Genomic DNA, 18,162 nt, shown 5'->3' on the forward strand with positions numbered 1-18,162 from the left:
AAATCTATTTGTTCCTTTTGTATGTCGGTGATTGGGTAGGAGAAATTAATCCGAAGATTTCGATAGGTATTTGCAAGTATTTGGCTATTTTTGATAAAATAGAGCCATTTTTACCCACTTTAGCGTTTTATTTTTTTTCAAAAAAAAATTAAAAAATTCCTAATAGGAGGATCGGAAAAATCCAAATTTCCATGAGTAGAATTTTCTGTTTTTGAAAAATTTCAGGATTACCCTTACCAAACTGGCACGAAAAAAATAGCAAATCTATAGATTTTTGAAATTTTCTGCTAAAGTCGGGCGTTCGATGCTTTATCTCTTCCTTCGATTCAGGCAACCATAACCTCCGCTGACTTCTGTGAACTAACATCTTGTCTTAAAACAAGCGTTAGATGTTTCTTTCGCGCGCAAGGCTAGTCCAAGCTCACGGCCTCTCATTAGGTTTCGATTCGTCAGGCCGTAAGTTGCAAAGGAGCATTCAGCACAACTTTTCTGCCTTGGCAAAAAGGCGAACTTTTTCCGAGAATTTTCGAGAACATGCAGGGAAGAGTTGCCAATTCGATTGGAATGTGTTAGTTGGAACTCATTGGGTGGCGGGTGGATTTCCCCACCCAAATCAGGGCGGGGATACCAAAATCCCATCTTATAAGGAGAGCCTTGCTTCGGGCAAAAAAAAGATGCGAGCCTTACCATACTAACATAAATAAAGCCACTCTTCTCTTAAAAGCAAGAGAGATGTTTCCCTTCGGTGGCAAAAAGCACATCTCGGGATTGACGTGAATTTCTAAAAGTCAGTTGGTTAAAGATTTATGGCCAATCAGTTAGACTTGCAAGCAAGTCTGTGAATCTGGACTATCGCATTCACTTACCAACCAGTTCACATTCTCACTCCCTTTGGGTCGGCTTGCGAATGGCAAGGCACGGCCGGAGCTTTTTCGTCGGAACAGGGTGTTCCGAGAAAAAGAGCGTGGAACATCGAACGCTTTTTTTCACCCGGCTCTTAAATATTCGCAAGACGCGTTTTTCCGCAAAATCCAAACTTTCCCTATGAAGAAAATTTCCAAAATTCTAATTTCCTTATTTTACATATCCATATTCACCTTCATAGTTTTCGGTTGCGACTCCATCCGAAGCCTGCTTGTTTCCAAACTAGGAGCAGCCGAAGATTACAAACCTGAAACCGATCCCAAAAAACTAGTGGCGGAATTTTCAAGTAAAGATGCTTCCCGCGAAAAAATCAAAATCCGTTTGGTGGAAGTTGCGGCGGGATTTGCACAACCGACCGATTTACAATTTCCTCCCAAAGAAAACGAATACTTTCTGGTCGCGGAAAAACAGGGAAAACTGAAATGGGGAAAAGTGAACAGCAAGCTAACGGGAGTTTTGCTGACATTGAATGTGATTTCGGAAGGGGAAGAAGGACTACTCGGACTTGCATTCCATCCCGATTTCGCAAAGAACGGAAAAATATACCTGAACTATACTTTGAAACAAGGTAAAAAAGACATCAGTCGGATTGCAGAATGGACGCTTTCCAAACCGAACGATTTTCCGAATGCAAAGGCGGAATCTGAAAGGGTGATTATGGAAGTGGAACAACCTTATCCCAATCATAACGCCGGACAAATCGCATTCGGTCCGGACCACCTACTCTATGTTGGATGGGGTGACGGAGGATGGATGGCCGATCCCAGAAAGAACGGACAAAATCCCAAAACCTTTTTAGGAAGCATGCTCAGGATCAATGTGGACTTGCCTTCGGAAAAACTTCCTTACTCCATTCCCAAAGATAATCCTTTCGTAGGAGATAGTTGCTGCGCTCCCGAAACATTCGCTTACGGACTTCGCAATCCATGGAGATACAGTTTCGATCCGAAAGGAAGACTGATTCTTGCCGATGTAGGACAAGATCTTTGGGAAGAAATCGACATCATTGAAAAGGGAAAAAATTACGGCTGGAATACAAAGGAAGCCTCTCATTGTTTTGATCCGAAAGAAAAATGCAAATCGGAAGGACTAACCGATCCCATTTACGAATACGGAAGAGAGGAAGGCCAATCCATTACGGGAGGATATGTTTATTCCAGTTCCAAGCTGAGCGGACTTACAAATAAATACGTGTTTGGTGATTTTATCACAGGAAGAATTTGGGCGATTTCCGTTCCTGATGATACAAATGGTACGACAAAGACTGCTTATGCACTCGGCAAATGGCCGATCCTAATCTCTACGTTCGGGAAAGATCATTCCGGAAATGTATATGTTGTCGACTTTGCTTCCGGGCGAATCTACAAAATCGAGTGAGATTTTTTCTCATGAGAAAGATCGTATAACTTGTATTTTACTGGTGAGGAGGATAGGCGCCCTCAATCGCAATACAAAAATTCAATCCTAAAAAAGGAGGCATTATGGGAATAGAGTTACCTAGCCCTGTAGCTTGCGTGTCGCCTGAATACTCTATGGAACCACCGCTAACACCACCCAGTTGTTTCACATTTTTAGGATCTACACTTGCTGGTTGTTTATAGATAGGAAAATGATTTCCGAGAAATTCGGCGGGGGTAGCAAGTATATTATTTTCCGGATCGGATGTCCACGCCTCTTCAGTGGTTGTTTCGATTGATACGGCTGCTTCCGCAGTAAAACCATATGGATGTGTATGACTTGGTAGTTGATCTTCTGTTAAAGTTACTGAGCTCTGTCCCCCTTTTTTCCCAAATGAAATATTTTGATTATTGGGTAAACCTGAATGGATTGGAAAACATCCACGCAGATCAGGAAGGGCAAAAGTATTTACTCCGTCTCCTCCATATGTTGTTCCTAAGAGGGAGTATAACGCCTGGTATTGATTGATCTGCAAAAGAGCTCCATTGCATGCTGCCCAACCTGGGGGGGCAAAATTAAACGCATATAAAGTAATTTCACCAAGATAAGGATCTAACATACAAACCTTCCATTTAAATTCATATTCAATCAGCCATTAGTATTTATAATCGCGTTAATTTGGTCTTTGGTCGGGAAATTCAAGATGACAATTCCCATCTTGTTTCCGGCATATTTCTGGATGACAGACAAAGGATCAATAGGAATCTCTACGGTTGTTCCGTCAACGATGATTGCAGTAACACCTACGCTCAAAGAACCGGAATAAGGCGAAGTGGGAAACGCCCATCGACCGGTTTTGGCAAACCAGCTAAAAAAGTTCAAATAAAAATTACCATCTTTCTTATTGCTTAATTGAAACAAATTGTCAATAGCTTCCAATTTTGAAGTAATGAACCAAGGGTTGTATAAATCCTGAACATAAATATTATAACCGGTATTATTAATGCTGAAATATTCGGAATTATCCGGCCAGTTTGCTGGCAGAGCCGCAATACCCTGACCGTTTAGATAGTTCATCCTGTTGAATAATACAATTTTTCCCTGAGCGTTAGTAACAGTAGGTATGGTGCTTTGAGTATACCAGGATTTAGCAGCGGGTGTTATATAGTTATTCTGTAAAACAGTGCCAAGGTTGTTTGTAAATCTGCTATTATCACCATAATCTTTTTTTAAAGACATGATAATGTATTCGCCTGGGTTCTTCGCTAAGAAAGCATAACATTGGTTTAAAACATCTTCCAGACCGATATGGCAGTAATGACTTCCATGATTAACTTGAATGGCTGTTTCTGAACTTTGCTCCAATCGAATATCCAGGAAGCGAACACCTGCATTCAATTGCTCTTCTATAGACCAAGTCTGCGCACAAATAAAGTTCAAAAAAGAAAATCCCACCTGATAGCACTTATATGTTCCACTATCATGTGTTCCTGGGATAGAAATATCTGCGATACTGCCGGAACCGGCAATCTTTCCGGCTGCCAATAGATTAGTTATCCAACTCTCTGTATTGATCAATGTGCTACCCCGACTAAGTTAAACCAACATTCTCTCTCTAAAAAGAATGCCAACGGTATAGGAAAATAAAGAAAGGTCAATTTTTATTCAGCCACCAATAGAATAAAATTGATCAAATAGCACGTGCTTATCGATTACCCTAAGAAAAGCCAAACGGCTATTAGTGAATGTACGAAATTAGTAGTCATATATTAAAACCCATACCAAAGCAATGGTCTGAGTCCGGATACTTGGAAATACCTAATACCAGTAATAGTCCTAAAAAATCATCTTAACATAGGATAACCGGATTTCTGTTACTAACATGCTTCCTGCCATTGACATTTCCTTCTAACTGTTGCAGACTAAGTATATGAAAATTCGTATTCAACTTTTATCAGTCTTCTTCACAGGAATCTTTCTTGCTTGTTCAGGAGGACAGGAAATGCAAATCCAATCAATGGAAACAAATAACATCCAGGATGAAAAACCTTCCGGATATTTCCACACCAAACTAGGATTAATAGCATATTGGATTAAGGGAAAAGGAGAAAATTTGATTTTACTTCATTCCGCAGGCCCCGGCCATGAACATAGGGATTTCGATGCGATCATTCCCAAACTTTCGGAATCCTACCGAGTCATTAGTTTGGATTGGCCAGGTCACGGTAAATCGGAATTTCCAAATCCATTGGAGTCCGCATCAGCGGTTTCTTATGCGGAAATCCTTCCCGATTTAATCAAACAACTGGCACCGGGAGGTGCAATACTCATAGGAAATTCTTTAGGAGGATTCGCCTCCATTAAACTTGCGGTGGAAAAACCGGATTTGGTAAAGGGATTGATTTTAGTGGATACGGGAGGAATGAATGATCCTGATTTCAAAACCAGGACATTTGTAAAATTAATGAGCAATCTTTGGTTTACGGGTGTTACATGGAACGCATTTCCGAACTACTATCTGAAAGTAGAAAACCGATATACAAAATCACTTTTAGATAGAGTGAAAGAAAAAGAAAATATAGAAGGATCAAAGCAGATAAGAACTTCCCTTTGGAAAAGTTTTTCAGACGAAGGACATGACATGAGAGAAAGGGTTTCCGGGATCACCGTCCCCACTCTTATAGTTTGGGGAGAAAAAGATCCTGTAATCCTTCCCGAATTCGGAGAAAAGCTCAGTCAAAAAATAAAAGGGTCACAGTTGGTATTTTTACAAACCGGACATGTTCCTTTTGCAGAAGACCCGGAAACATTTTTAAAGATTACCATTCCCTTTTTAAAATCGATCCGTTAATTAGATTTGCCAAAAAAAAATTAAAAACTCCACTTTAGAAAGTGGAAGATTCCAAAATCAAAGAAGATAGCCCCGAGTGGTGGGCGATCTATCAAAGTGTAAATTCATTATCACCGGTCTCTTTGGAAGTATGGAAGGAAGCTGGCATCTCCTATTCTTTGCGTGAATTGGGGTATGGAGATTTTTTTATCAAACAGGAAAAAATCCCGACGGAGTATGCCTTTGTTTTCTCCGGAGTCTTGAAAGAATATTATCTGACTTCAAAAGGAAACGAATATATAAAAAGTTTTAACTTTCCGGGAGAATTCACCGGCTCCTATTTTGATTTACTCACCAAACAACCGTCAACCTGTAATATCCGTGCCATTACCGATTGCAAAATCGCAGTAGCAAAATTCGGTGAACTTGCTTCTCTTTTTGAAACTCATATCTCATGGGAACGGTTGGGGAGAAAGGTCGCGGAAAATTTGTTCCTAAAAAAAGCAAAAAGAGAATACGAACTACTTGCTCTGGATGCGGAATCCAGATACAAATTGCTGAAAGAAAACTATCCGAATATAGAAGAATCCGTTTCGCAGTATCATATCGCTTCCTTTCTGGGAATCACTCCAGTTTCTCTCAGTCGAATCAGATCCAAATTGAATCGGACCAAAGACAAGCCAACTAACAAAAACTAATGGATAACTTGTGGCGGGCAGGTAGTAAGGCTGGAATTATTTACACAAGAGACTTGTTTCCATCGTTTTTTAGTTCTGTTATCCGAAAGCAAAGTGCGAAGGTCTTCCTTTGGTTTTCCCGAAAAAGAGTCTTTGATCAGATAATCGAGACAGGCTAGTGCATCGGCTTTTCGAACGGGATCCGGTTCAAAATTATAGGTTTGTTCGGAAGCAATTGCAATTTTACCCTTCGTAGAATTCAGAAAGCTCAGGTCAGACGTATTTACCAATAGATTTGCATTTTGAATTCCTGTTTCGACGCAGGAAGCAACTACCACATAAGCATTTTCCTGATTGATCTTATCCCCCTCGGATAAGGAAAGAGTTTTTTCCTGAAGTACACCTGAAACCAAAATCGCTTGGCTGCATCGGTTTGGCAACTCGCGATTGATTTTGGAAATTTCCGATAATGCTGCGGATTTTTCCGAATCCGTATAAATCAGATCGGAAGTATTGCAAAGCCCCCTCGACCTCTGATCACAATATATGGTCCAGCCTTCTGTCGTCTTTTGATATCGAATGCAGTTTCCTTCAGAACGATAAAGATAATAGATCATCAAGCTAAGATTGTAAGTTTCCTTTTCTTTGTTCAGTTTAGATTGATTTCCGCCGCAATCGAAAACAAAAATAATGATAAGAATCAAAAAAAACAGATTCTTCATTAAAATCTGACCTCTACCCCGAAATTAAGAAGCGGAATATATACGGTCTTACCACCAAACATTGTTTCGATATAGGGTGAATTTGTAGTATCATAATTGGTTGATGGATTTTTGCCTGCTTGGTAAGATTCCGTATTTGAAAATGTTTCTCCCGAAGGATTTCTACGACCGAAAGAATTGATCAGTTCAAAATATACATTGATATAACCCCAATTGTAATTATGAAATTTATCAATTCGAATGTCCAATTGTTGCCACGGGCTTTGGCGTGCCGAATTGTAATAAGTCGAATATGACGGAAGATTTAAAGTGAATCCCGAAGTCGCCGCCTGACTTGCGGAAGATGATCCCGTGATAGGAGTGAACGGGGTATTTGTAAGATAACGGTATCTGCCCCCGATTTGCCAAGCACTATTAATTTTCCAGCCCGCAACTATATTCAATACATGAGTACGATCCAAATCATATAATTCTTCCCTATCATTATCATAGACCAGTTCCAATTGATTATCGTTATAATAATTAACGTATCCGTATTTGTTCTGAGTTTGCGCAAGTAACGTTCTGCTTGCATTCAACGCACTTCTTTCGTTTCTTTCCTGATCGGAATATCTTGTTTGGTGATTGTTCCGTTTGGTAAGGGAGTTGGTATAAGAAATCCAACCGTACCAGCCCGAATCTTCCGGACGTTTTGTTTTCTTTAAATAAACTTCCACTCCCTCCGAATGACCGGTTCCATTATTGGAATACCTGAGAGGTTTTGGTTTGATCGGATTACGAAAAACATCATCAGATTTTTCAATGATATCGCTTGTTTGGTTATTGAGAGCGTAAGGATCTTGTATGTAAGAATCGGATACAACCAGATTGGAATAAATATTACGAAAACCTTCCACTTTAACGAGCCAGTCGGAATTGATATCCTGACTTACGCCCACTGCCATATGTTCGCCTTTTTCAAGATTTAACCCATCGTTGCCCACCCGAGAGGACACTTGGCCGATTCCCGTAGGTGCATTGTAATGGTCTCCCGCTCCTGCGAGAAAAGTCGTTCCAAGTTTTTCAAATGTATATGAAGTATTCAATCGGGGGCTGATTACTTTCTGATTGGATAAGTTGTAATAATCTTCCCTCACTCCCGGCATAAATTTAAATCCCTTATAACTGAAGTTAAGTTCTGCAAAAGCTCCCAATTCTTTCGACCGAACTCCGTCTCCGTCTATCAAAGCGCGAAAAGTCGGATCGGATTGAATCAAATTATTGAATATTCTCGAGAATTCGGAACTGGATTGAGTGACGTTCTCAGCTTTCTGCGTAATTTCTCTTCCTCTATATGTTCCGCCTATTTGAAACTTCAAGTATTCCTTCCAGACATTATAGTTAAGGACATTCTCCACATAATAAATATTTTGTGTTGTTACATTCTGAAGACCGAAAATATTTTCTCCCGACAAGGGGTTATCAAATTTCAGTTCATAAAACTCTTTATACGAATTTCTGGAAATACTTAATGTATTGGAAATTTTATCTCCCGGTTGATAGGTATAACGAACCCCATCCGTACGAAAGCTACGATCCAAACCTACGGGAGGTCTGCTGTCGGCGCCACCAATAGGACCGGTCGCATTGCTTCCATATCTTGAATTTGTCGCTTCATCTACGGTTTTGGTATATTTCTGAATGTCCCTTGAACCGAATGTAGTGAACATGAGCTTATGTTCTTTGGAAATATCCCAGCCGGACTTCAATTGAAAATCTTCATAGTTCGCATACTTGGCATCCGACGGAATTCCATCTGGATACAATTTCAATAAAGTATAGTTTGGGTAATTTTTACGGACAGCGGCGATCACATAGGAATTTTCAGTGATCTTTCTTTCCACCATAGCATCCGATTGAAATAAGTTGAAATTTATAGTCGTTCTTGTACTTTTAACCGAGTCTTTTCCTTCGATATTGATAATACCTCCGCTCGCGTATCCGTACCTTGCGGAATAGGATCCGGAATATACATCTAATGATTTTATAATATTATTATTAAATACTGAAGATTGATTTCCTATATGAAAAGGGTAACTAACAGGAAATCCGTCAAAATAATACTGATTCGCATTTGTTCCAGCACCGCGAAGAGCCAAATCACCTCTCTCACTGTTTCTATAAGGGCTGCCGTTCACCGAAAAACTTCCGAAGGAGCCGCTGGAATTGATTCCAACCGGAAGAGCTGGCACCACACCGGGTAAAGTTTGCAATGCTTTCAGAGAATCCCCTTGTGCACCGGGAAGTCTTTTGATCTCATCCTGCTGGAATGAATATCTGGATAATTTCACTTTATCGGCTTCGCCAGTTACACGAATGGTATCTTTTCCGACATCCGCATCATCAATGTAAATATTAACCACCTGTCCTTCTTGGGTGATCTCTTTCTGTCTTACGATAACTGAATTGCCTGTGACTACCCGAATGGAATAAAATCCGGAATTTGGAACGGATATCTTTGCAATACCGTCTACATCCGTAGTATAATAACCATTTGCTTCTTTCATAACAACAGGCGCATTGGGAATAGGAGACCGATTGGAACGATTGATTACCTTCACTATTGCATTGATTTTAAGATTTTGAGAATAAATCAAATAAGGGCTTAGGAACAATGTGATAAATAGTATTTTCTTCAATCGATTCTTCCCGCAAACTGAAACTGGTTTTATAACGCGAGATAAACCTTCGACTTCAATGATTAAACGGAAAAACGACTACCCCGTATTTGTAAATATTTGTATTCCCGGATACAAATATTTACAAATGAAACTTTGGAAGATTTACGAATATAAATCGACATTCTCCTCCCGCTGAAAGAATTTATACGCATGCCCATTGAACGGAAAGATAAAATTCATAGACGACTTATATCAATCTTAGCATTCATCGTATTTGTTTCCACAGGTGCGAACTGTAATTCTGCAAGTGCCGGTCTATCCATGAGCAACATACCGATGGGAAACAAAAAATACAAAACGATTGCGAGTGTGGACGACTACATCACTTGGATATCAATCGACTTTGGTATCGTCGGTTTTCCCTTGAGAAAACCGAAAGTCCACGAATTGATACAAAAACACATCGGAGAAAATTCAGCGGATGCCTTGGTTAATATCCATTATTGGAATGATAGGATCTATATACTCGGATTTGTCATCCATCGTTTCGGCATACAGGCGGAAGCAGTCAAATTCGATAAAGAGGAGGAACCTCTTGAAATTAAAAGGAATCGTCGTTAGCATTTGTTTATTTACTTCTGCTTGCGGAACCAATCTGTTATTTCATAACGGTCAAACGAGAGATCTTCTCCTAGGTACTCAGGCGACAAATACAAGAGAAAACCTTTATGATGTTTTAGGTCGCACAAACGGAAAGTCGTCTTGTTTTTATTTATTCGGAATTTTTCCGGTTACGGATCCGCTGAACATAGAAAATGCGTTAAGCGATGCCGTTCAAAAAATAGAGGGAGGGCAAACCATGATCGACCTTGTCATTTGGCATGAAACAGAATATTTTTTTCCGATAGGAACCGTCTCGGTCGTAAACGTGGAAGGAGATGTGATCCGTTTCAAACGGGAATCTCAATAAGAAAAGCAGTATTTTTATATTGTATGGACCAACCCATTGTCTCGCATAATGATTTTGCTATGGAAAGACCGAGACCTTTCCCTTTCGGATTTTTCAAGCTAGCTTCCTTACCCCGATAAAAAGGAGTAAACAGGTTTACCGAATCTTCATCAATATTTTGGTCCAAGGGGAAAATGATTTTCAAAGATTCGGAATCTCCTTCCAAACATATATCAATCCTCGCCGTTGGATTTTCATAATAAATCGCATTCTGAATTATATTTTTAAAAATGATCTTTGCATAATTTTCATTCCCTTTCACTTCATACACGGATCCGGGATTTGTTTCTTTCAAATGACAGGTTTTTCCTTTGTTATGAATCCAGTTGGAATTTTCCTGTATGAATTCGGATAAGAGGATTTTCAAATCAACGGAATATATATCAATAGAACTCCCTGAAATAATTCCGGTTGCGATCAAATCGATTTCATTTAAAGTTTTTTCCAATGAAAAGATTCCTTCGCCGATTTCAGTCAGCCGATCATAACTTTTTTTCTCACGAATGATTTCGTATAAAAAGATCAAACTTGCAATTGGACTTCTTAATTCATGCGAGATAGACTGTAATAAGAGCTGATCTCTTTTTTTGCTGCTTTCCAATTTTGCTACCATATGATTGAATCCTTGGGCAAGTAGTTTCAATTCGGGATCGTTCAGTTTTTCACCCAGACGGATATAAAAATCTCCATTTGCGATTCGATACATTGAGTTTGCCAAATCTTTCAAGGGCTTTAAAGTTTTTTTGATTACAAAACTGATTAGTAAAAGTAGAATCAAAAATTGAATCAATGTGATTCCGATCAGAAAAAAAATACGCTTCTTTTCAAAAATTACTAAGTAATACCTATCGGGAAATTTATTCGATTTTATCACCATACGATTATTAGCTGACAATTGCTCCAAACCCGCAGAATCCGTTTCAGTCATTTGAAACATATCGCTTTTTGAATCCTGGTAACTCTTTTGTCTTTCTTCGGAAGATTTTGTATCCAAAACATCCACGTATAGTTTAAAAATAGGTTTAAAATCCCGATTCCTCGGAGACAAATGGGGATAATTACGATCGATATATAACAAACAGGCAATCATCATTGCGATAAGTCCGAGAACTATGATGAAGACTGCGATGATTTTAGTATAAATTCTCATCTGTCAAAAGATATCCTTTTCCCCATATCGTTTTGATCTCCGTCTCCAAATCTATTTTCTTTCTTATCTTTGAAATTTGCATATCAATCGTCCGATCGGCGGAATGGCGGGACTTACCTTTTGAAAGTTTGTACAATTGATTTCTGGATACAACCATTCCCCGGTTTTTCAGTAATAATAAAAAAATATCGAACTCATAAGAAGAAAAATCAACTTCATTATCATTAAGCAAAACTCTTCTTGAGATTTCATCGACGAATACATTTTTCTTGGAAAATCGAATTTCCGCTTTGACTTTTTTATTTGCAGAAACCATTCTTCGGATTACACCGATGCGAGCGAGAAGCAGTTCAGGATGAAACGGTTTTATCAGATAATCATTTGCTCCTCTGTTCAAAGCTTCGATTACTCTTTGTTCACCCGATAAAGCTGTCGCAATAATCACAGGAATATCGGACACTTCCTGAATATCATTTAATATCTGTAAGCCGTCTCCGTCGGGCAGCATAATATCCAAAAGTATGATTTCAAACTCATCCAATCTATTATGAACCAAAAACCTGCAATCTTTTGCATTATATACGGCTTCGACTTCCTCTCCTTTCATACGGAGATACTCCGTGATATTTTTCGATAGAGTTGGGTCATCCTCGACTAAAAGTATCATTCAACCATCCAATGTAAATGCAACGGGAAGTCCTGAAAAACAGATAACGAAATATAAACTGACTTTAACAGATTGGGATAAACGGTCAAGGCTGCCCTGCTTTCGGGGCATTCGTTATTTGTAAATATTTGTATTAGGAGTCAACGAACTCAATTTGAATCAACCGCATAATCCGATTTATTGAATTCGTAAGACTCTCCCACCCCAAGAAGCACCGCCTTATTTCCCAGCGGTTCAATAGCTTTCAAAAGATCGGGCAATTCAGATTCCATGGAACGATAAAATGTTCCGAAATGTATCGGGATCATTTTTTTTGCATGCAAATCCAGAAATGTCTGAACCGCCTCATTCGGGTTAATATGAATCGCGTTATTCGGTCCCTTGCTTGGACCAACAGGAAGAAGCGCCACATCTATATTATACTTTTTTCCCATTTCTTTGAATTCTTTTCCCTGATAGCCGGTATCTCCTGCAAAGAAAACAGTCACGTCCCTGTATTCAATCATATAACCCGTATAAGGTTCACCATCCCAGAAGTTATCAAAGAGCCATCTCCCCCCGAAATGTTTCGCTGGAACAGCCGTTATCTTAAGTCCGTCGGTTTCTCGGACCTCCCAAGTTTTCATCTCAAAACTTTTGGAATCCAAAGCACCGGGGATATAAGTTTTGGCACCCGGAGGAAGATAGAGATTTCCTTTCAGATTCAAAACCTCCAAAGATGATTTGTCCAAATGATCGAAATGGGAATGGGACACAAGGACTGCGTCCAAAGGAGGAATGATCTTAGGATTGATGCCCGGTTCCACATAACGTTTAATAACTAGCCCGAGGCTTTTTGAAAAATTAGGATCCGTTAAAATCCATTTATCATAAATTTGAATGAGGACGGTAGCATGCCCTACCCAATGAAATTTTATCTTATCTGCCAGAGCCGGCTCCAAAGAAATCAATTGGGAAGGTTTGTCAATGGAACGAAATAAAAAACACTGTAGATGGAAAACAGTAAATAGGAAAAGGATAAGCAATTGTTTCACAATGATTCGACCGAAAATCGGGAGATTTGGTTCCTTTTATTAACGTTTTTCCATCCTATTTTCCAAAGTATTTGAAAAAAATCCATTCACTTCCATCGCTCCAAGAAAGGAGGAACCAGATAATTTTGATTCCAAGAATGAATGGGAAGAATTTTTTCATAGCCGCCATTTACCAATTGTTTTCTTTTCAAAGACCAAGCCGACAAATAAGAGCCGATCACCGTTCTCTGATAAAAAGAATAAAAGGATTCGTTCTTTTTCGAACTGACCGGATCACTAGGAGTAGAGACCTTCACATGATGACCTAACTCATGTGGAACGGTGATTCGGATTCGAATCTGCTCTCCAGAATTCCTTGAAATTGCAAAAAAGACTCATTCAACAGGGAACTGAACTTTAGTTTCAAACACAGGTTCGAAATAAATGCCAGAAATGATTGATTTTTTATGAAGTTCTGTAGTGATAATCGCTAATTAGCATGAAAAACCCCTTGTTTCCTAGCACATCTTCTGTCAAAATCGGGTATGCGATTGATCCTCGTCTCCAATCGACTTCCTGTAACTCCCCAAGGAAAACCCACCATCGGGGGACTCGCCACAGGGCTTTCCCGATTTTTGGATCATTGGAAAAAATCAGGAAACGAGTCTCTTTGGGTAGGCTGGCCCGGACCGATTGATTCCGAAGATGGAAAATCGGAACTGGAAAAAAAATTAAGAACAGAACATAATGCAATTCCAGTATTCATCAAACAAAAGTTATTCGATCAGTTTTATAACGGATTTTGCAATGATACGTTATGGCCTCTGTTCCATTACTTTACCTCTTTAACTCAAATTACAAGAGATAGCTTCGAATCCTACAAAGAGGTAAATCAGATTTATGCGGATAAAGTAGCCGGTATTTATGAGGATGGCGATTGGATATGGGTTCATGATTATCATTTGATGTTATTGCCCGCCATTTTACGGAAAAAATTTCCGAAAGCAAAGATAAGTTTTTTTCTTCATATTCCTTTTCCTACGTTTGAAATCTTTCGGTTTCTATCTACCCAGATCCGCTCTTCCATATTACAAGGATTACTTGGTTCCGATCTAATCGGCTTTCACACGCAGTTATATACTCAATATTTCCTCAGATCTGTATTAAGAATCCTGGGCATCGAAAATAATTTCGGAATCATTCCGGTTGAAGGAAGATCCGTCATAGCGGGTAGTTATCCAATGGGAATAGACTATAATAGATTTTCCGATTTTGCAAATACCGCAGCATGTAAAAGGAAAACGTTTAAAATAAAAACAGATAAAATGAAGATTATTTTGTCTGTTGATCGTTTGGACTATTCGAAAGGAGTATTACAAAGATTAGTTGCTTTTGATTTGTTCCTGAAACAAAACCCGGAATGGAGGGAAAAATGCAAATTCATTCTGATCATTGTACCATCCAGAACCGGGATACGCTCCTATTCGGAAATGAAACGCGCAATTGATGAAAAAGTAGGACTAATAAACGGAGACTATGGAAATTTAAATTGGTCTCCTATCATCTATCAATACAAAGGATTTTCGTTTGAAGATTTAGTAAGTTATTATAATGCATCCGACACGATTCTAGTCACACCATTTCGGGATGGTATGAATCTAATCGCAAAGGAGTTCATTGCTTCTCAAACAGAAACAAACGGGATATTAATTTTAAGCGAAACTGCAGGCGCCTCCTCAGAATTAGGTGAGGCGATTCTCGTAAATCCGAACGATGTGCAGGAAATCGCCGATGGAATTAGAATTGCTCTCACAATGCCTGAAGCGGAAAGACAAAAAAGAAACTCGTTTTTAAAAAAGAGAATTCATAAATACAATATCAATTATTGGGCAAGTGAAATACTGAAAGACACAAACAAAAGTATTTCCAATAAAACGTATTCCAAAACGACCACCTTGCAGAAAGATGACTGGAAAAAAATCATTTCCGACTGTAACTCAAAAGCCAAAACTATTTTTTTTCTGGATTATGACGGAACCTTAAGGGAATTGCAAAGGAAACCGGAAGACGCCTATCCTACGGAAGAAATCCTGAATCTTTTACAGACTCTTGCCAAAGAAGATAAATTTGAAATCGTAATTATCAGCGGCAGAACAAAAACTTTCTTAGAATCCTACTTCAATGAACTCCCCATTCACTTGATAGCCGAACATGGAGTTTGGTGGAAACAACCGAATGAAAACTGGGTCTCTCAGTTTCAATCACAGTCTTTATGGAAGGAAGAAATAAAACATTTATTAGATGAATACGAAGCAAGAGTACCCGGATCTTTCGTCGAAGAAAAAGATTTTTCCCTTGTATGGCATTATAGAAACGCAGACCCGGAAGCTGGCCTGAAATATTCAAAAGAACTATTGGACGAATTGTTTCAGATTTCGGTCAATAGCGGGTTTATCGTTTTGCCTGGCAGTAAAATCATTGAGATAAGGGAATTCGGAACCGGCAAAGGCCGTATTGTAAACGTATTTTTAGAATCAAAGAATGATGTTTCCGTTATCGCCATCGGAGACGACACTACTGACGAAGAAATGTTTCAATCTTTACCGGAATCATCGATTACCATCAAAGTAGGGTTAGGTGATAGTTTTGCAAAATACAGACTTGCCCATCCTGAAGAGGTTCGTGATTTTTTAAAAATGTTCGTTTAAGGAAAAAAAATGAGCTCACAACATAAATACAATACGGGAATCATAGGAAATTGCGGTTATATTGCACATGTTGATTCGAATGCGAATATTCCCTGGATGTGTCTGCCCAGGTTTGATTCCTCGCCTGTTTTTGGGTCTCTACTCGACCCCGATTGCGGAAATTTCAGCATTACTTCCGATGAGGAAATATATTCAGTAAAACAAGAATACATTCAAAACACAAATATCATTTCCACTGAGTTTCATACAAGCGGAGGGAAATTTCGTGTCATTGATTTTGCCCCGAGGTTTTACCAAGACGGACAAGCGTATTACCCACTCACTCTTTGCAGAAAAGTGGAAAGGCTCGAAGGCAATCCAAAAATCAAAATCGATTTAAATCCGAAATATCATTTTGGAAAAGAATCTCCTGAAATCCAATTCGGATCGGACAGAATCTCCTATGTTTTCAACAATTTTAAATTGAGACTTTATACTAACTTTTCTCATAATTATCTTTTGAACAAAAGGTCGGAAGTATTATCCGAAACGAAGTATTTTGTTTTGACCTATGGATTTTCCTTAAACGGAAATCTTCCCCATTTATTTGAAGAGTATTATCACAAAACAAAAGATTATTGGCAGAACTGGGTAAAACATTGTTCGATAGGGAGTTTTGCAGCCAAGGAAGTGATCCGATCTGCGCTCGTATTGAAAATACACCAATATCAGGATACTGGTGCAATTATCGCATCCTCCACCACAAGTTTGCCCGAAGCAAACGGAAGCGGTAGAAACTGGGACTATCGTTTTTGTTGGATTCGGGACAGTTACTACACCTTACAAGCCTTAACAAGGCTAGGCCATTTTGAAGAAATGGAATCTTATGCCAATTATATTGCCAACTTAAAACCGACGGGAGAAGGACGATACCAACCTCTCTATTCCATTACCGGAGAAACTTTGATTGCTGAAGAAGAAATTCCGATCAAAGGATATTTAGGCAACACTCCTGTCCGAGTGGGAAACCAAGCTTATACTCATATTCAGAATGATGCATACGGACAGATTCTTCTTTCCTTATTGCCCTTGTATCTGGATGAAAGATTACCTGATAAAAATCGTTATCATAACCGTACATTGGTGAAAAATATACTCAATCAGATTGAAGCAACTATGGAGGAACCGGATGCAGGACTTTGGGAGTTCCGAAATTTATCACAAAATCATTGTTATACGTATTTGTTCCATTGGGCAGGGGCAAAAGCAACGATCAAGATTGCAGAATCCTTGGAAGATTTGGATTTAAAAAAATCAGCTCTCTCTTTACTGGACAAATCCAAACTGAGAATTGAAAAATGTTTTGATCCGAACGCCCAAGCTTATACCCAAGCAATCGGAACAAAACATTTGGATGCAAGCCTTTTGCAGCTCATTACAATGTCTTACTTAAAACCGCAATCTGAAACCGCACATAAACATTTGGAAGAATTAGAAAGAAAATTGAAAACCAAAGAAGGATTATTTTTCAGATATCTTCACAATGACGATTTCGGCAAACCGGATTCCACTTTTCTCGTCTGCGCATTCTGGTACATAGAAAGCCTCGCTTGTTTGGGAAAAGTCGAGGAAGCGTCGGAGCTTTTTTACAAAATGATAGAACATTCCAATCACTTGGGACTATTTAGTGAAGATGTAGATGCAAAAGACGGCAGCCAGTGGGGAAATTTTCCGCAAACCTATAGCCATGTAGGTCTTGTGAATGCTGCGTTCCGAATTTCACAGAAAAAAGGAAACTTGGTATTTGAGTAGGCATAAAGGCGAACAAATCGGAAGAAAAACAATAAAGTTGAAAGTTGTGATTGTTTTTTTGGAGGTAATGAGGTAACAAGGGGGACGGAGCGCGGGCCCACGATCCACTCCTCCCCACCCTAGAAAGGGCGGGGGACCGCCCTCTAAGGATTCTCCATGAAACTAACAACAACTACAACGATCGCCCTCCTCTTCCTTGTTTCTTGCACAGGTTCCCGACCAACCAGCTTGGGAATCAAAGAAGGGAAACTTACTGCTTGTCCGAAAACTCCAAACTGCATTTCATCTTTTTCCGAAACAAATGATGCGGAACATTTCAGATCCCCTGTAGCTTATAAAAAGCCGCTACCGGAAGCATTTGCCATTTTAAAGAAAAAAATCACAGACTATGAAAGAACAAATATAATCCAAGAAGGCGGAAATTACATTTATGTGGAATTTACATCGCTAATCATGCGTTATGTGGACGACGTTGAGTTTTATTTTGATGAAAAAAACAAACTTCTGCACTTCCGATCCGCCTCCAGGCTGGGTAAATCGGATTTAGGTGTAAATAGAAAAAGGATTGAACGGATTTTAACAGGATTGGATATATAAACCCCTGCCCCTTGAG

The 18,162-nt window shown here is 39.2% G+C and carries 16 protein-coding genes; 8 read left to right on the top strand and 8 right to left on the bottom strand.

Annotated elements, in window-relative coordinates:
* Nucleotides 1–1,044: 1,044 nt before the first annotated feature.
* Nucleotides 1,045–2,301 carry a PQQ-dependent sugar dehydrogenase gene (locus EHS11_RS10820; protein ID WP_135764430.1) on the top strand — a complete coding sequence of 419 codons (1,257 nt, stop codon included), beginning with the start codon at nucleotides 1,045–1,047 and terminating at the stop codon, nucleotides 2,299–2,301.
* A gap of 37 nt (nucleotides 2,302–2,338) precedes the next feature.
* Here the strand turns inward: EHS11_RS10820 and EHS11_RS10825 are convergent, their stop codons facing one another.
* Both EHS11_RS10825 and EHS11_RS10830 read right to left on the bottom strand, forming a co-directional pair.
* A complete protein-coding gene (locus tag EHS11_RS10825; RefSeq protein ID WP_135764431.1) occupies nucleotides 2,339–2,941 on the bottom strand; it encodes a phage tail protein in 603 nt (200 codons plus the stop codon).
* Nucleotides 2,942–2,970: 29 nt separating this feature from the next.
* On the bottom strand, nucleotides 2,971–3,867 hold the full coding sequence (locus EHS11_RS10830) for a phosphatidylinositol-specific phospholipase C domain-containing protein (protein WP_210413672.1): 897 nt from the start codon (nucleotides 3,865–3,867) through the stop codon (nucleotides 2,971–2,973).
* A gap of 472 nt (nucleotides 3,868–4,339) precedes the next feature.
* Here EHS11_RS10830 and EHS11_RS10835 point away from each other — a divergent pair, with 472 nt between their 5' ends.
* Together EHS11_RS10835 and EHS11_RS10840 are read left to right on the top strand one after the other, a co-directional pair.
* The gene (locus tag EHS11_RS10835) at nucleotides 4,340–5,173 is read left to right on the top strand and encodes an alpha/beta fold hydrolase (RefSeq protein WP_425460578.1); all 834 of its coding nucleotides are present in this window, start codon (nucleotides 4,340–4,342) and stop codon (nucleotides 5,171–5,173) included.
* 41 nt (nucleotides 5,174–5,214) lie between these two features.
* Nucleotides 5,215–5,850 carry a Crp/Fnr family transcriptional regulator gene (locus EHS11_RS10840; protein ID WP_135764434.1) on the top strand — a complete coding sequence of 212 codons (636 nt, stop codon included), beginning with the start codon at nucleotides 5,215–5,217 and terminating at the stop codon, nucleotides 5,848–5,850.
* On the opposite strand, the gene EHS11_RS10845 is transcribed toward EHS11_RS10840, so the two are convergent.
* Both EHS11_RS10845 and EHS11_RS10850 read right to left on the bottom strand, forming a co-directional pair.
* On the bottom strand, nucleotides 5,847–6,551 hold the full coding sequence (locus tag EHS11_RS10845) for a hypothetical protein (RefSeq protein WP_135764435.1): 705 nt from the start codon (nucleotides 6,549–6,551) through the stop codon (nucleotides 5,847–5,849). The genes EHS11_RS10840 and EHS11_RS10845 overlap by 4 nt on opposite strands.
* A complete protein-coding gene (locus tag EHS11_RS10850; RefSeq protein ID WP_246047785.1) occupies nucleotides 6,551–9,229 on the bottom strand; it encodes a TonB-dependent receptor plug domain-containing protein in 2,679 nt (892 codons plus the stop codon). Before EHS11_RS10850 ends, EHS11_RS10845 begins: the two co-directional genes overlap by 1 nt.
* A 192-nt stretch (nucleotides 9,230–9,421) precedes the next feature.
* Here EHS11_RS10850 and EHS11_RS10855 point away from each other — a divergent pair, with 192 nt between their 5' ends.
* Complete coding sequence (locus EHS11_RS10855; RefSeq protein WP_135764436.1) at nucleotides 9,422–9,832, top strand: LIC20211 family lipoprotein; 411 nt, start codon at nucleotides 9,422–9,424, stop codon at nucleotides 9,830–9,832.
* Nucleotides 9,807–10,181: a hypothetical protein gene (locus EHS11_RS10860; RefSeq protein WP_135764437.1), complete on the top strand. Its 375-nt coding sequence runs from the start codon at nucleotides 9,807–9,809 to the stop codon at nucleotides 10,179–10,181. The genes EHS11_RS10855 and EHS11_RS10860 overlap by 26 nt, the downstream gene beginning before the upstream one ends.
* On the opposite strand, the gene EHS11_RS10865 is transcribed toward EHS11_RS10860, so the two are convergent.
* From EHS11_RS10865 to EHS11_RS20480, 4 genes are all read right to left on the bottom strand, one after another.
* Nucleotides 10,162–11,370, bottom strand: a complete 1,209-nt coding sequence (locus EHS11_RS10865) for a sensor histidine kinase (RefSeq protein WP_135764438.1) — start codon at nucleotides 11,368–11,370, stop codon at nucleotides 10,162–10,164. The two genes, EHS11_RS10860 and EHS11_RS10865, sit on opposite strands and share 20 nt — an antisense overlap.
* Nucleotides 11,354–12,037, bottom strand: a complete 684-nt coding sequence (locus EHS11_RS10870) for a response regulator transcription factor (RefSeq protein ID WP_135764439.1) — start codon at nucleotides 12,035–12,037, stop codon at nucleotides 11,354–11,356. Before EHS11_RS10870 ends, EHS11_RS10865 begins: the two co-directional genes overlap by 17 nt.
* A 149-nt stretch (nucleotides 12,038–12,186) precedes the next feature.
* Nucleotides 12,187–13,071 (bottom strand): MBL fold metallo-hydrolase, encoded by an 885-nt coding sequence (locus EHS11_RS10875; protein ID WP_167884413.1) that lies wholly within the window; start codon nucleotides 13,069–13,071, stop codon nucleotides 12,187–12,189.
* A gap of 86 nt (nucleotides 13,072–13,157) precedes the next feature.
* Nucleotides 13,158–13,367, bottom strand: a complete 210-nt coding sequence (locus EHS11_RS20480; RefSeq protein ID WP_210413673.1) for a hypothetical protein — start codon at nucleotides 13,365–13,367, stop codon at nucleotides 13,158–13,160.
* 228 nt (nucleotides 13,368–13,595) lie between these two features.
* Here EHS11_RS20480 and EHS11_RS10885 point away from each other — a divergent pair, with 228 nt between their 5' ends.
* The 3 genes from EHS11_RS10885 to EHS11_RS10895 all read left to right on the top strand — a co-directional run bounded on the left by EHS11_RS10885 (nucleotide 13,596) and on the right by EHS11_RS10895 (nucleotide 18,146).
* Complete coding sequence (locus EHS11_RS10885; protein WP_135764441.1) at nucleotides 13,596–15,758, top strand: bifunctional alpha,alpha-trehalose-phosphate synthase (UDP-forming)/trehalose-phosphatase; 2,163 nt, start codon at nucleotides 13,596–13,598, stop codon at nucleotides 15,756–15,758.
* A gap of 9 nt (nucleotides 15,759–15,767) precedes the next feature.
* The gene (locus EHS11_RS10890) at nucleotides 15,768–17,549 is read left to right on the top strand and encodes a glycoside hydrolase family 15 protein (protein ID WP_135764442.1); all 1,782 of its coding nucleotides are present in this window, start codon (nucleotides 15,768–15,770) and stop codon (nucleotides 17,547–17,549) included.
* A gap of 156 nt (nucleotides 17,550–17,705) precedes the next feature.
* Nucleotides 17,706–18,146: a DUF1499 domain-containing protein gene (locus EHS11_RS10895; RefSeq protein WP_135764443.1), complete on the top strand. Its 441-nt coding sequence runs from the start codon at nucleotides 17,706–17,708 to the stop codon at nucleotides 18,144–18,146.
* Nucleotides 18,147–18,162 lie beyond the last annotated feature (16 nt).

Source organism: Leptospira ilyithenensis (assembly GCF_004771005.1).
Taxonomy (GTDB): Bacteria; Spirochaetota; Leptospiria; order Leptospirales; family Leptospiraceae; genus Leptospira_A; species Leptospira_A ilyithenensis.

Bases quoted from the DNA above. Each gene is read 5' to 3' on its own strand.
- EHS11_RS10820 (WP_135764430.1), top strand. From the start codon at position 1,045: ATGAAGAAAATTTCCAAAATTCTAATTTCCTTATTTTACATATCCATA.
- EHS11_RS10825 (WP_135764431.1), bottom strand. From the start codon at position 2,941: ATGTTAGATCCTTATCTTGGTGAAATTACTTTATATGCGTTTAATTTT.
- EHS11_RS10835 (WP_425460578.1), top strand. From the start codon at position 4,340: ATGGAAACAAATAACATCCAGGATGAAAAACCTTCCGGATATTTCCAC.
- EHS11_RS10845 (WP_135764435.1), bottom strand. From the start codon at position 6,551: ATGAAGAATCTGTTTTTTTTGATTCTTATCATTATTTTTGTTTTCGAT.
- EHS11_RS10855 (WP_135764436.1), top strand. From the start codon at position 9,422: ATGCCCATTGAACGGAAAGATAAAATTCATAGACGACTTATATCAATC.
- EHS11_RS10865 (WP_135764438.1), bottom strand. From the start codon at position 11,370: ATGAGAATTTATACTAAAATCATCGCAGTCTTCATCATAGTTCTCGGA.
- EHS11_RS10870 (WP_135764439.1), bottom strand. From the start codon at position 12,037: ATGATACTTTTAGTCGAGGATGACCCAACTCTATCGAAAAATATCACG.
- EHS11_RS10885 (WP_135764441.1), top strand. From the start codon at position 13,596: ATGCGATTGATCCTCGTCTCCAATCGACTTCCTGTAACTCCCCAAGGA.
- EHS11_RS10890 (WP_135764442.1), top strand. From the start codon at position 15,768: ATGAGCTCACAACATAAATACAATACGGGAATCATAGGAAATTGCGGT.
- EHS11_RS10895 (WP_135764443.1), top strand. From the start codon at position 17,706: ATGAAACTAACAACAACTACAACGATCGCCCTCCTCTTCCTTGTTTCT.